Below are 13,749 nucleotides of genomic sequence, written 5' to 3'. Positions count from 1 at the left end.
GATTGCCGGCGAGGAAATCGAGCGGGATTTCGTTGCGGCGGGTCTTGTCGAACAGATAGCGGCTGCCGCGCACCCAGGTCCACATGGCCAGCACGATGGTGAAGGCCACGGCCAGCGAGGCCCAGCCGCCCTCGAAGACCTTGACGATGTTGGAGGCAAAAAAGCCGACATCGATGAAGCCGAACAACGCCGTCATGGCGACCGCGACCCACAGCCGCCATTTCCAGATCCGCGTCATGACCACAAACAAGAGCACTGTGGTCACCAGCATGTTGCCGGTCACCGAGATGCCGTATGCCGACGCCAGCCTGCTGGATTCGCCGAAGCCGACGACCAGCATCATCACCACCAGCGCCAGCAGCAGGTTGACGCGCGGCATGTAGATCTGGCCGGACTGTTTCTCCGAGGTGTGCAGGATTTCAAGGCGCGGCAGCATGTTGAGCTGCACCGCCTGCCTGGTCAGCGAGAAGGCGCCCGAGATCACCGCCTGGCTGGCGATCACCGTCGCGGCGGTCGCCAGCACGACCATCGGGATCAGCGTCCAGCCTTCATTCATTTCGAAGAACGGATGGCCGACGACGCCGTTCTTGGCCAGCACGAAAGCGCCCTGCCCGGCATAATTGAGCAGCAGGCACGGAAACACGACCCACAGCCAGGCGAGCACGATCGGCTTGCGGCCGAAATGACCGAGATCGGCATAGAGTGCTTCCGCGCCGGTGACGGCGAGGAAGATGGCGCCGATGGTCACGAAAGCGACGTCGGGCGAATTGATCAGGAAGGCGACGATGTAGTGCGGGCTCACCGCCCACAGGATTTCCGGATCGGCGATGATGTGGTTGAGGCCGGAAAGGCCGATCGCCAGGAACCACACCGCCGTCACGGGACCGAAGACCAGCCCCACACCCCCCGTGCCGAAACGTTGCACCGCAAACACCATGGCAAGGATGACCAATGTCAGCGGCACGACATAGGGCTGGAAGGTCGGCGTGACGACATTCATGCCCTCAACCGCCGACAGCACCGATATCGCCGGCGTGATGACGGCATCACCGAAGAAAAGCGATGCCCCGACAATGCCGATGCCGAGCATCAGCGCCGAGCGCTTGGGGAAACTGCCGCGCGCCAGCGCCATCAGCGACAGCACGCCGCCCTCGCCGCGGTTGTTCGCCCGCAGCACGAACATGATGTATTTGATGGTGACGATGATCGTCAGCGACCAGATGATCAGCGACAAAACGCCAAGAATATCGCCGCGCTGGGCGACTTGTCCGCCCGACGACGCCACCAGCGCCTCGCGAAAGGCGTAGATCGGGCTGGTGCCGATATCCCCATAGACGACACCGAGCGCGCCCAGCATCAGAACCTTGGTGCTGTGCTGCTCGACTTCCGAATGGCTCGATTGTTCGACGGGTTCTGCCTCACTACCAGTATTGGTAAGGGCCATGGACGACACTCCGATAAGCGCGCGGTGCTCTACGCTTGCTGCAATGCAATATCAAGTGCCGTCGCGTAATGGCTGCCATGCCTGCCACGCGAGGCTGCCATCGCTACCATCCGCAGGCCTTGAGGAACCGACCCACCGTGCCGGCCATGCCATACTCCAACGCGTCGGCTGTCAACCCATGTCCGATCGACACTTCGGCCAATGCCGGAATGCGCTTGGCAAGTGCGGGCAGATTGCTGACCACCAGATCGTGCCCGGCATTGACCTGAAGCCCGGCAGCAAGCGCGGCGTCGGCGGTTTTTCCCAGTCTTTCCAGCTCCTTAGCCGCTTTGGCGAAATCTGTGTGATAGCTGCCATATGGACCCGTATAAAGTTCGATACGGTCGGCGCCGATGTCGCGCGCAGCCGCCACGCCATCGGGGTCCGGATCGGAAAACAGCGACACGCGAAAGCCCCCCTTTTTCAGACGCTTGACGATCGGTGTGAGGAACGCGGTCTGGGTCGCGAAGTTCCAGCCATGGTCCGATGTCGCCTGGGCCGGATCGTCCGGCACCAGCGTCACCTGTTCAGGCTGGTGCTTTTCCACAAGCAACAGGAAATCCTCGGTGGGATAGCCCTCGATGTTGAATTCCGCGCGCGGAAACTCGTCGTCGATCAGCGACCGGATTTCTGGCAGATCGGAGTGTCTTGTGTGCCGCTCGTCGGGGCGTGGATGCACCGTCAGCCCATGCGCGCCGGCCGCCAGCGCAATGCGGCCGAGGCCGGTCACGCTTGGCCACGGCAGGTCGCGCCGGTTGCGCAGCATGGCGATGGCATTGAGGTTGACGGAGAGCTTTGCAGGCATACGGGTGGCCTCGGAAATCATTCAACGCGCCCACCTATAATGCCTTTGACGGGAACAGTAATGCCTTTGGTGGGAACAGACTGGGGGTTTCGCGTGTTCCAAGCCTGATGAGCGAACCCGGGAAAGGACGCACCGATGAATTTTCTCGATGAGGTTCCGGCAATCCGCCGTATCGAGACCAGCCGCGACGACCTTTTCGCCATCGATGTCGTCGGGCACGTTTCCGCGGCCGACGGTGAAAATCTTTTCGGGCTGCTGGAGGCAGCCTATGCCCTGCACCCGCGCATCGATGTGCTGGTGCGCCTCGTCGACCACGATGGCGTCGACTGGGCCGACATCGCGGACGAGACCCTGAAGCAGGGCGCCATTCATGCATTGGAACATGTCGGCCGTTGCGCAACCATCGGCGAACCGGACTGGATAGCGGACGCACAACGCTTTCTGCCGTCCTCACCGCCCATCGAAATCAGGCATTTCAGGGCGGAGGACGAGGCTGCCGCCTGGCAATGGCTTGCCGCACAGCCTATCGGAGCAACAGCATCCGGCGCCCCTACCTGACGATCGTCAGCCGCTCGGCCGCCCGCGTGATGGCGGTGTAGAGCCAGCGCTGGCGGGTTTCCTTGAAGGCCCAGCTTTCATCGAACAGCACAATCTCGTTCCACTGCGAGCCCTGCGCCTTGTGCACGGTCAGCGCGTAGCCATAGTCGAAATCGTCGAAGCGCTTCTTCTGCTGCCAGGGGATATCGGCATCGGGATCCTCGAACGCCGCCTTGAGCAGCTTGATCTTGGCGACGCCACGATCCGGATCGTCCTCTTCCGGCGACACCAGAAGATTGATGCCGGGCTTCACCGTCTCGCGCGACGAGGTCATCACCTTCCACAGCGAGCCGTTGAGCAGGCCCTTGGCCGGATCGTTGCGCAGGCAGACGAGCTTGTCGCCGGCCTGCGGATAATCGGCGTTGAAGCCCTTGAGCTCGCGCAGCCGCTGATTGTAGCGGCGACGCGTGCGGTTGGTGCCGACCAGCACCTGGTCCGCCTTCAGCACCAACTCCTGGGTGACGTCTTCCTTGCCGATCACCTGCGCCGTGCCATAGTCGCCACGCATGAATTCGCGGCCCTCGCGCACGTCGAGCGCCAGCCGCAGGATCGGGTTGTCGCGCGCCTGCCGGTGGATTTCGGTCAGCAAAAAATCCGGCTCGTGGTCGGTGAAGAAGCCGCCGCCCGAGATCGGCGGCAGCTGGCCGGGGTCGCCCAACACCAGGATCGGCGTGCCGAAACTCATCAGGTCGCGCCCGAGCTGCTCGTCGACCATCGAGCATTCGTCGATGACGACCAGTTTCGCCCGCGTAATCGGGCTCTGGCGGTTGAGCGAGAAGGTCGGCGACATCGACGTCTTGCCGGTGACCTCGTCCGATACCGATTCCTCGCCCTTCGGCCGATAGATCAGCGAATGGATGGTGCGCGCATTGACCGCGCCCTTGGAGCGCAGCACCTGCGCCGCCTTGCCGGTAAAGGCGGCGAACTGCACCTGGCCGTCGACATGTTCGGCGAAATACCGCGCCAAGGTCGTCTTGCCGGTGCCGGCATAGCCGAACAGCCGGAACAGCTGCGGCTGGCCGGTCTTCAGCCATTGGGCGACCGCCTTCAGCGCGTCGTCCTGTTGGGGAGAGAATTCCATCAGCGCGAGAGACCGGATTCGCAAGGGAAAGACAAGACAGCCGCCACCATCATCGATGCGCCGGGACGCTTCAATGCCGCCGACGGGTCAGGCTATCAGGCGCAGACAAGAACGTAAAGGGAACATACAAGCTCGCCCCACCCCTTATCGAATCGGCTGGGGATCGTTTTCCAGCAGGATCGGCTTGCCGTGCGGCGTGGCATGCGCGGCACGCTCCCAGGCTTCAGCCATAGCGTCGACATCCGACTTCGCGGCCAGCCCTTTGATGGCAAGCAGGCTTTCCAGCGCCGCCAGCCAATGTTCGTAATAATCATGGCCGTCCGCTGCGGCGCCCGGTCTCTTCACTTTTTCCGACAGTGCTTGCGCCCACTCGCTCCACGAAAACAGGCCCTTGTCGTGCAACGCCACCGTCATGGCGAAAGCCTCGGCCTGCCATGGCTCGGCAAACACCCGCGCATCGACGCCCGGCGGCAGCTCGGGCAGATCCGTATCACGCCGGCTCAAGATAGCTCTCCCAGGCGTCTATCGACACGCTTAGCGTCGGGTCGGCGCCCTCGCCCCAGATTTCCGGCCCTTCGAAAACCACGGTGTAGACCCATTGCGGATTTTCGCCGTGTCCATGCGCGTTGCTGTCGGGGAACACGAAACCGTCGTGCACCGTCTCAATCACCCCCTGCTTGCCGCGTGCGTAGCGCGGCAGCCGCGTGTGGCCGGTCGGGTTGAAGTTCTTGGTCCGTACAGGATCGCCGGCCTTGAACCGCGCCGGCTGTGCCACCGGCCGGTCGCAAGGCCCGCCCTTGGCCAGCACGGCAGGCACGTTTTCCGCCTTCAGCACCCTTTTCGGTGTCGCAGCCGGATCAATCGCTCGGCCCTCAGCCAAGTCGCGCTCGCTGACAAACCCATGGCGCTTGAGCAGCACCTCCAGCGCCTTGATCCAGATCTGGTAGTAGCTGGAGGCATAATAGTCGGCCGGATGCAGTGATTCCCGCGCATGCCGGCTCTCGTCGATGTTCCAGGCTCCCATGGCGCCGGCAGTCAGCGTCACGCCGAGCGCCCGCCTCTCCCATGCGGCATGAAAATACGGCTCGTCCTGTTCGGGCGCGACGGGACCGAACCCCATCTGCCCGCCGAGATCCTGCGGCCCGTTCATGCCGGCTGCCCCTCTATTTCAGGTCTTTGGGCCAAGCCGGTCCCGATCATCGCATCACGGCTGACCAGCTCCGCCAGCCGCTCCTCGCTCCAGCCTTCGGTATTTTCGGGCCGCATCGGCACGACGAGGTAGCGCAGCTCGGCAGTCGAATCCCAGACGCGGATTTTCTTGTCCGCCGGCAGCGTCAGCCCGAACTCCTCCAGCACGCCGCGCGGATCGATCACCGCGCGCGAACGATAGGGCGGCGCCTTGTACCAGACCGGCGGCAGGCCGAGCACCGACCACGGATAGCAGGAGCACAGCGTGCAGACGACGAGATTGTGCGTCTCCTCGGTGTTGAACACCGCCTGCATGTGCTCGCCCTGACGGCCGGTATAGCTCAGCGATTCAATCGCCGCCGTCGCATCGCGTTTCAGCCATTCGGCATAGGCGGGATCGCTCCAGGCTTTGGCCACCACCCTGGCGCCGTTGCGCGGGCCGATTTTCGTCTCGTAGGTATCGACGATGACGTCGATCGCCGCCGGATCGATCAGCCCCTTTTGGGTGAGGATGGTTTCCAGCGCGCGGACGCGGGCGGTAAACGGATCGAGTTCGTTGTCGTGGCCATGATCGTGTGACATGGCCGCAAACTACGTTTCCAGCGATGCCGCCGCAAGCGCAACGGCTTGGGCCAACGGCACATGGCGCTGGCCCTGTCACATCATTCGGCCGCCGCCCGCTGCGGTTCGGGCAGCATGTCTTCCCTGGCCTCGAATAGCGACGGCTGATCCCCCGCTTCGACCGGGCCTGGCTCGCCCTTGCGCTTCGACCAAAGCCCGACCAGCCAGCCAGAGAAATTCTCCATGTAGACATAGATCACCGGCGTCACGAACAGGGTCAGCGCCTGCGAGGCAAGCAGACCACCGACAACGGCAACGCCCAGCGGCTGGCGCAATTCGGCGCTGGCCCCGGTGCCGAGCGCAATCGGGAACGTGCCCATCAGTGCCGCCAGCGTCGTCATCATGATCGGCCTGAACCGCATCAGGCAGGCCTTGTGGATCGACTCGGTCGCCGACATGCCGTCTCGTCGCAGTTCAAGCGCGACGTCGACCATCATGATGCCGTTCTTCTTGACGATGCCGATCAGCATCAGGATGCCGATCACCGCGATGACAGACAGATCCATGCCGGCGAAGCGCAGCGCAACGACCGCTCCTAACACGGCCGACGGCAGGCCGGTGAGGATCGTCAGCGGGTGGATGAAGCTCTCGTAGAGGATGCCGAGCACGATGTAGATGGTCAGGATTGCGCCGCCGACCAGAAAACCCTGGTTGGCAAGAGAATCCTGGAAGGTCTTGGCCGTGCCGGCGAAGGTGGTCGAGATTACCGTCGGCATGCCGATCTGCTCCTTCAGCGCATTGATGCGCGTCACGCTGTCGCCCAGCGCCACGCCCTGCGGCAGATTGTAGGAGATGGTCACGGCTGGAAGCTGGCCGAGCCGGTTGACAGTCAGGGCGCCGGCCGTGCGATCGACCCGGGCGAAGGCGCCGAGCGGAACAAGACTGCCGCTCGCCGTTCTCATCTGGATGGCCAGCATCCGCTCGGGCGACCACTCGATCTTGGGATCGAGCTCGGTGATAACTTCGTAGCTGTCGGCCGAACCGAAGATTGTCGAAACCTGGTCGGTGCCGAACCCGCCATAGAGGGCGGAGCGCAACGTGTCGGTGTCGATACCGAGCTGGGCGGCCTTGTCGCGATCCACCACCAGCGTCGCCTGCAACGCATTGTTCTGCAGGTCGCTGGTGACGTCGGTGAAGTTCGCATGGTCGGCAGCCATCGCGTCGTTCAGTTTCTGCGCCCAAATATCGGTCAGGCCGGTATCAAGGCCCTGAACCACGAGCTGGTAGGCGCTTGCCGACGACCGCGAGCCCAGCCTCAAATTCTGCACCGGCTGCATGTAGGTCTCGATGCCCGCCACGCCGGCCAGTTGCTTGCGCAGATCCGAAAGCACCTTCTCGATATCGGGGCGCTGGTCCTTGCCCTTGAGCTGGACGAAAAGCTGCCCCTGATTGAGCGCATTGTTGCCGCTGCCCGCCGACCACGCCACATGGTCGACATAGGGCGAATGCGAGAAGACACTGGCGACCTGTCCTTGCAGCCTGGACATGGCATCGAAAGAGATGTCCTGACGTGCGATGGTGGTCACCGATATCTGGCCGATGTCCTCCTGCGGGAAGAAACCCTTCGGCGAAGTCTGGATCAGCCACACCGACGCTGCCGCGGTGCCGACGAAGACGAGGAACACCAGGAAGGTGTGGCGCAGGCAGAAGCTCAAGACCCTGTCGTAGCCGCGGGTGACGAGGTCCTGCTTATGACCGGGGCCATGCTTGTCACGGTCGGCTTTGGTCACCGACAGCAGCCGCGAGCACAGCATCGGCGTCAGCGTCAGCGACACGAACATCGACGCCAGGATGGCGACCGTCACCACGACGGCGAACTCGTTGAAGATGCGCCCGATGACGCCACCCATCAGCAGCACGGGGATGAACACCGCCACCAGCGAGATCGAGATCGAGATGATGGTGAAGCCGATTTCGCGCGCGCCCTTCAGCGAGGCGTCGAAGGCCGACAGCCCGTCCTCCTCCATATGGCGGAAGATGTTTTCAAGCATCACGATGGCGTCGTCGACGACGAGGCCGACCGCCAGCGTCAGGCCCATCAGCGATATGTTGTCGATGGAAAAGCCGAACAGGAACATCGCGCCGAGCGTGGCAATCAGCGAGATCGGCACAGCCACGGCCGGAATGATCGTCGCCGTTACCCGGCGCAGGAACACGAAGATCACCATGATCACCAGGGCAATGGTGAGCAACAGCGTGAACTGCACGTCGCTGACCGCCTGCCGGATCGAACTGGAGCGGTCGTTAAGCAGCTTGATGTCGGCGGCGGCCCGCATCTGGTCCTTGAAGGACGGCAGCATCGCCTTGACCTTGTCGACGACGTCGACAGTGTTGGCGTCGGGCTGGCGTTGCACCGCCATGATTATCGCGCGGGTGCCATCGTACCAACTTGCGGTGGTGGTGGTCTGCACCGAATCGACCACGCGGGTCACCTCGCCCAGCCGTACCGGATGGCCGTCCTTGGTGGCGATGATGATGTTGGAGAAACCGGCGGCGTCGGTCAGCTGCGTGTTGGCGGTGATGGTGAGCTGCTGCTTGTCGTTCTGCAGCACGCCCAGCGGCGTGTTGCTGTTGGCCGAGGCGACCGCCGCCTGCAGCTGATCGATCGAGATGCCGCGCGCGGCAAGCGCGGTCGGGTCGATCTGGATGCGCACCGCGTATTTCTGTTGGCCGAAGATCGAGACCTGCGCCACGCCGTCGATGGTCGACAGCGACGGCGAGATGACATTTTCCGCGAAAGCATCGAGATCGGTCAGCGGAACCGTGTCGCTGACCAGCGACATCAAAAGGATCGGCGCGTCGGCCGGATTGACCTTGCGATAGCTCGGCGGCGCCGTCATCTGCGGCGGCAATGATTTCTGCGTGCGCGCGATCGCCGCCTGCACATCGGCCGCCGCCGCATCGATGTCGCGGTTGAGCACGAACTGGATGGCGATCGAGGTCTGGCCAAGCGAGTTCGTGGTCGAGATCGAATCGATGCCGGCGATGGTGGCAAACTGCTTGATCAGCGGCGTCGCCACCGATGTCGCCATGGTTTCCGGCGAGGCGCCGGGCAGCGAAGCCGAGACATTGACCACCGGGAATTCGGCGCTGGGCAGTGCGGCCACCGGGAGGAACTTGTAGGCGAACAGCCCGCCCAGCACGAGGGCGAACGACATCAGAAGGGTGGCGACGGGTCGGCGTATGCAGAATTCGGAGATCATTGGGCCGCCTCGCCGGCGTTGGTCGCCTCGGCCACCTTGGGCGCGGCTGCACTCGCCGTGGCCTTGCCTTCATGCACGGCGGCGCCGTCCTTCAGCCTTGTCTGACCTTCGGTGACAACCTTCTCACCGCTTTTCAGCCCCTGGCTGATGGCGCTGTTGTCGCCTTCGGTCAGCGCCACCTGCACCGGGCGCATCTCGACCGTGTTGTCCGGCTTGACCACATAGACGAACGGCCCCTTCTGGCTTGGCTGCACCGCGACCGTGGGAACCGATGTCATCTGCGGCATGATGCCGGCGTCGAGCACGACATTCACATACTGGCCGGGCCATAGCGAAAGATCGGCATTGGGAATGCTTGCCCGCGTGGCAATCGTGCCCGACGCGGTGTCGACGCTGGAGTCGACGAAATCGAGCGTACCCTTGCCGATCGGCGTCGGGTCGCCATCCTTGGTCAGCGTCACCGCGCCCTGCTGCGGGTTGGCGAGCGCCTTGTGCAGCAGGGCCAGATTGCTCTCGGGAAGATTGAAGTTGACCTGCAGCGGGTCCATCTGGGTGATGGTCACCAGCGGAGTGGCCGTGCTGCTGTTGCCATTGCTGACGGTGACGAGATCGCCGACGGCGACGCTGACAGCGCCCAGCCTGCCGGAAATCGGCGCCGTGATCGTGGCGAAGCCAAGCTGGACATTGTCGGCGTCGATTGTCGCCTTGTCGGCATCGACAGTCGCTGCGGCAGCCTTCTGCGCGGCGACGGCCTGGTCGTAGGTCTGCTGCGTGCCGGCCTGCTTGGCGACCAGATCCTTCGCGCGCTGAAGATCCGACTGCGAGCTGGCGAGCATCGCCTGATCCTTGGCGAGCGCCGCCTGATCCTTGGCAAGCTGCGCCTTCAGCGCCCGGTCATCGAGCGAAAACAGAACGTCGCCGACCCTGACCATCTGCCCGTCCTTGACATCGATGGAGACGATCTGGCTGGACACGCGCGCATTGATGTTGACGACGGCTGGAGAGGAGACGAAGCCGATCGCGTAGCGCCGGATCGGGAAATCGGCTGTCGAGGCGACGGCCGAGAGGATCGAGGCCGAGCGCCCGGCATTGTCGGCCTTCTTGTCCGAAGCCGTGGCCTGTTTGTCCGGCGCGGCAACCTGCTTTGCGCCGATAACCTGCTGGACCCTGCCCAGCGCATCAGGCGAGAGATAAAGCCACCCGGCCGCACCCAGGCAGGCGACGGCCAGCAACGAAAGAACGACTTTTCCACGCATGGTCAAAGGCCCTCTCCACCCGACACGTCGTGGTCCGATGGTTCTATTCCAACGCGGCCCGTTGCCGCGATTTCGCCGAATAGATAGGACACGCCTTTGTCGGAAAAGGGCCAAAAGGCGGCATTACGAAGATTTAATGTGCACTGCACAACGGATGTGCAACACGGGCTCAATCCCGATCTGGGCGGTACGCCCGAGACTCCGGATCCTGTCCCTTAAAGATCAGATGATGCGCCCCGGGCCTACCTCAGCATCGGCCAAAGCGTCGCCGCCAGCAGCACGCCCATGGCGATGTTGAACCATTTCAGCCGCACCGGGTCCGACAGGAAACCGCGCAGTGCGGTGCCGAACCCAGCCCACACCGAGACGCTCGGCAAATTGACGATGGTGAAAGCCACGGCGATCAACACCACCGACAGGAACGGGTGCTCGGCATTGGCATAGACGGCCATGGCGGTGATCGCCATCACCCACGCCTTGGGATTGACCCACTGGAATGCGGCTGCCTCGATGAAGCGCATGGGCCGCGCTTTCGTCTCGCCCTTGCCGGTCAGCGTGCGCGACATGGCGATCTTCCAGGCGAGGTACAAAAGATAGGCGCCGCCGGCGATCTTGAGCGCGGTATGCAGCGCCGGAAACGCCGTCAACACAGCGCCGAGGCCAAGACCGACGGCAAGCAGCAGCACGAGGAAACCCATGCTGATGCCCAGCATGTGCGGAACGGTTCTGACGAGGCCGAAATTCACGCCCGATGCCAGAAGCATGAGATTGTTTGGCCCCGGCGTGATCGACGTCACGAAGGCGTAGACAAGCAGGGCAAGGAATGCGTCGAGCGACATGGATATCTTCCCTGACAAGTCAGCATCTTGTCTCTTCTCGGCGACCCCGCAAAGGTACGGACGGCCTCACCATGGAAACTGGCTGACGCGTTCGACGCCAGCCCCGCCGAAGTCCTACATCGCCTGCGGGCCGCGGTTCAACGCTGCCACGCCGGTGCGGCAGATTTCGACCAGGCCGAGCGGTTTCATGATGGCGATGAACTGGTCGATCTTGGAGCCTTTGCCGGTGATCTCGAAGATGAAATGCTCGGTGTTGGCGTCGATGACGCTGGCGCGGAACGCATCGGCCAGCCGCAACGCCTCGACGCGGGCCTCGCCGGTGCCCGCGACTTTGACCAGCGCCAGTTCGCGCTCCAGCGGCCGCTCCTGGCCGGATTCATGCGAACGCACGGTCAGGTCGACGACGCGGTGAACCGGCACGATGCGCTCGAGCTGGTGCTTGATCTGCTCCAGCACATGCGGCGTGCCGCGCGTCACGATGGTGATGCGCGACAGGTGTTTTTCATGCTCGGTCTCGGAGACGGTCAGGCTCTCGATGTTGTAGCCACGCCCGGAAAACAGGCCGATGACCCTGGCAAGCACGCCCGGCTCGTTGTCGACCAGCACGGAAAGCGTGTGGTTTTCCGGCTTTTCCGTCTCCTTGGCGATGAAATAGGCGGAGCCGGTCGGTTGTAGCTGTGCGTTCATGACATGAATCTCGTTTTTCAAGCTCTTGAGCTAATTCTCTGTTTGCGCGGGGCTTTCTCGCGACAGCCCTGCCTTGGTTCTGCCGGCTACACCAGTTCCCTGCCCTTGGCGTCGATGGCATTGGCCACCGCCTCGTCGGTCGCCTCGTCGGGCAACAGCATCTCATTGTGCGCCTTGCCCGACGGAATCATCGGGAAGCAGTTGGCGAGCGTCGCCACGCGGCAGTCGAACAGCACCGGCTTCCTGACCGAGATCATCTCCTTGATCGCGTCGTCCAGCTCGTCCGGCTTCTCGCAGCGAATGCCGTGGCCGCCATAGGCCTCGGCCAGCTTGACGAAGTCCGGCATCGCCTCGGTGTAGGAATGCGACAGCCGGTTGCCGTGCAGCAACTGCTGCCACTGCCGCACCATGCCCATATACTGGTTGTTCAAGATAAAGATCTTGATCGGCGCGTCGTGCTGCACGGCCGCGCTCATCTCCTGCATCGTCATCTGCACGGAGGCGTCGCCGGCAATGTCGATTACCAGCGCGCCTGGATGCGCGATCTGCACGCCGAGTGCCGCCGGCAGGCCGTAACCCATCGTGCCCAGCCCTCCCGACGTCATCCAGCGGTTCGGCTTCTCGAAATGATAGTGCTGCGCCGCCCACATCTGGTGCTGGCCGACCTCGGTGGTGATGTAGGTGTCCAGACCCTTGGTCAGTTCGTAGAGCCGCTCGATGGCGTATTGCGGCATGATCACGTCGTTGTTCATCTTGTAGGCGAGCGAGTCGCGCGCACGCCATTTGGCGATCTGCTCCCACCAGGGGTAGAGCGCCTTCTTGTCGGCCTTGGCGCTCGCACGCCACAAACGCACCATATCCTCCAGCACCCGGCCGACATCGCCGATGATCGGGACCTCGGTGTGGACGTTCTTGTTGATCGACGACGGATCGATGTCGATGTGGATCTTCTTCGAGTTCGGCGAGAAGGCGGTCAGCCGCCCGGTGATGCGGTCATCGAAACGCGCGCCGATGCAGATCATCACGTCGCAGTCATGCATGGCCATGTTGGCTTCATAGGTGCCGTGCATGCCGAGCATGCCCATCCAGTTCTTGCCCGATGCTGGATAGGCGCCGAGGCCCATCAGCGTCGAGGTGATCGGGAAACCGGTGAGATCGACCAGTTCGCGCAGCAGATGGCTCGCTTCCGGGCCGGAATTGATGACGCCGCCGCCGCTGTAGATGATCGGCTTCTTGGCACCGGCCATCAGCTCGACCGCCGCCTTGATCTTTTCCAGGTCGCCCTGGACCTTTGGCTGGTAGCTGGTGCGCGGCGCGATCTGCGGCGGGACGTAGAATCCCCTGGCGAACTGCACGTCCTTCGGGATATCGACGACGACCGGACCGGGGCGGCCGGTGGTCGCGACATGGAAAGCCTCGTGGATGGTCGCAGCGAGCTCGTTCACGTCCTTCACCAGCCAGTTGTGCTTGGTGCAGGGGCGGGTAATGCCAACCGTATCGCATTCCTGAAAAGCGTCGGAGCCGATCAGCGAGGTCGGCACCTGCCCCGTCAGGCAGACCAGCGGGATCGAATCCATCAGCGCGTCCTGCAGCGGCGTCACGGCATTGGTGGCGCCGGGACCGGAGGTCACCAGCATGACGCCGGCCTTGCCGGTCGAGCGCGCATAGCCTTCGGCTGCATGGCCGGCGCCCTGCTCGTGGCGCACCAGTATGTGCTCGACATCGTCCTGCTGGAAGATCTCGTCATAGATCGGAAGGACAGCGCCGCCGGGATAGCCGAAGACATGCTTGACGCCATTGTCCTTCAGCGCCTGCACCACCATTTCGGCACCTGTCATCTCGCGCCGCTCGTTCTGTCCGTTGCTCATCGGTCTGGTCCCGTACTGTCGCCATTGGGCGTTTGCTGGTCGTTTAGTCGTGTTTCAGGCAATAAAAAAGGCCCCCGAGGGAGCCTGTGTCTTGCGCATGGGGGGTTTTTGCCCGGCGGTT

General features: G+C 63.3%; 12 protein-coding genes. 1 reads left to right on the top strand and 11 read right to left on the bottom strand.

Annotation, left to right across the window (positions count from 1 at the left end):
* On the bottom strand, positions 1-1,444 hold a 1,444-nt coding region (locus NKI69_RS32445), incomplete at its 3' end, for a potassium transporter Kup (RefSeq protein ID WP_352723334.1).
* A gap of 103 nt (positions 1,445-1,547) precedes the next feature.
* Positions 1,548-2,288, bottom strand: a complete 741-nt coding sequence (locus tag NKI69_RS32440) for a pyridoxine 5'-phosphate synthase (RefSeq protein ID WP_352632319.1) — start codon at positions 2,286-2,288, stop codon at positions 1,548-1,550.
* A gap of 135 nt (positions 2,289-2,423) precedes the next feature.
* Here NKI69_RS32440 and NKI69_RS32435 point away from each other — a divergent pair, with 135 nt between their 5' ends.
* Positions 2,424-2,846, top strand: a complete 423-nt coding sequence (locus NKI69_RS32435) for a SpoIIAA family protein (RefSeq protein ID WP_352442857.1) — start codon at positions 2,424-2,426, stop codon at positions 2,844-2,846.
* Here the strand turns inward: NKI69_RS32435 and NKI69_RS32430 are convergent.
* From NKI69_RS32430 to NKI69_RS32390, 9 genes are all read right to left on the bottom strand, one after another.
* The gene (locus NKI69_RS32430) at positions 2,839-3,966 is read right to left on the bottom strand and encodes an ATP-dependent DNA helicase (protein WP_027034850.1); all 1,128 of its coding nucleotides are present in this window, start codon (positions 3,964-3,966) and stop codon (positions 2,839-2,841) included. The genes NKI69_RS32435 and NKI69_RS32430 overlap by 8 nt on opposite strands.
* A gap of 144 nt (positions 3,967-4,110) precedes the next feature.
* Entirely contained in the window at positions 4,111-4,470 is a 360-nt protein-coding gene (locus NKI69_RS32425; protein ID WP_352551890.1) for a nitrile hydratase accessory protein, read from the bottom strand.
* Positions 4,457-5,116: a nitrile hydratase subunit beta gene (gene nthB, locus NKI69_RS32420; protein WP_352723331.1), complete on the bottom strand. Its 660-nt coding sequence runs from the start codon at positions 5,114-5,116 to the stop codon at positions 4,457-4,459. Before nthB ends, NKI69_RS32425 begins: the two co-directional genes overlap by 14 nt.
* Positions 5,113-5,736: a nitrile hydratase subunit alpha gene (gene nthA / locus NKI69_RS32415; RefSeq protein ID WP_352442860.1), complete on the bottom strand. Its 624-nt coding sequence runs from the start codon at positions 5,734-5,736 to the stop codon at positions 5,113-5,115. Before nthA ends, nthB begins: the two co-directional genes overlap by 4 nt.
* Before the next feature lie 80 nt (positions 5,737-5,816).
* Complete coding sequence (locus NKI69_RS32410) at positions 5,817-8,978, bottom strand: efflux RND transporter permease subunit (RefSeq protein WP_352723330.1); 3,162 nt, start codon at positions 8,976-8,978, stop codon at positions 5,817-5,819.
* A complete protein-coding gene (locus NKI69_RS32405) occupies positions 8,975-10,234 on the bottom strand; it encodes an efflux RND transporter periplasmic adaptor subunit (RefSeq protein ID WP_352442882.1) in 1,260 nt (419 codons plus the stop codon). The genes NKI69_RS32410 and NKI69_RS32405 overlap by 4 nt, the downstream gene beginning before the upstream one ends.
* Before the next feature lie 242 nt (positions 10,235-10,476).
* Positions 10,477-11,073, bottom strand: coding sequence for a LysE family translocator (locus tag NKI69_RS32400; RefSeq protein WP_127293144.1), 597 nt, complete (start codon positions 11,071-11,073; stop codon positions 10,477-10,479).
* Positions 11,074-11,187: 114 nt separating this feature from the next.
* A complete protein-coding gene (gene ilvN / locus NKI69_RS32395; RefSeq protein WP_023757090.1) occupies positions 11,188-11,760 on the bottom strand; it encodes an acetolactate synthase small subunit in 573 nt (190 codons plus the stop codon).
* An 86-nt stretch (positions 11,761-11,846) separates the two neighbouring features.
* Positions 11,847-13,628, bottom strand: coding sequence for an acetolactate synthase 3 large subunit (locus NKI69_RS32390; RefSeq protein ID WP_081734942.1), 1,782 nt, complete (start codon positions 13,626-13,628; stop codon positions 11,847-11,849).
* Between the last annotated feature and the right edge of the window lie 121 nt (positions 13,629-13,749).

Origin of the sequence: Mesorhizobium sp. M0491 (genome assembly GCF_040321265.1) — a bacterium.
Lineage (GTDB): Bacteria > Pseudomonadota > Alphaproteobacteria > Rhizobiales > Rhizobiaceae > Mesorhizobium.
This window is presented reverse-complemented; position numbering and strand designations above follow the sequence as displayed.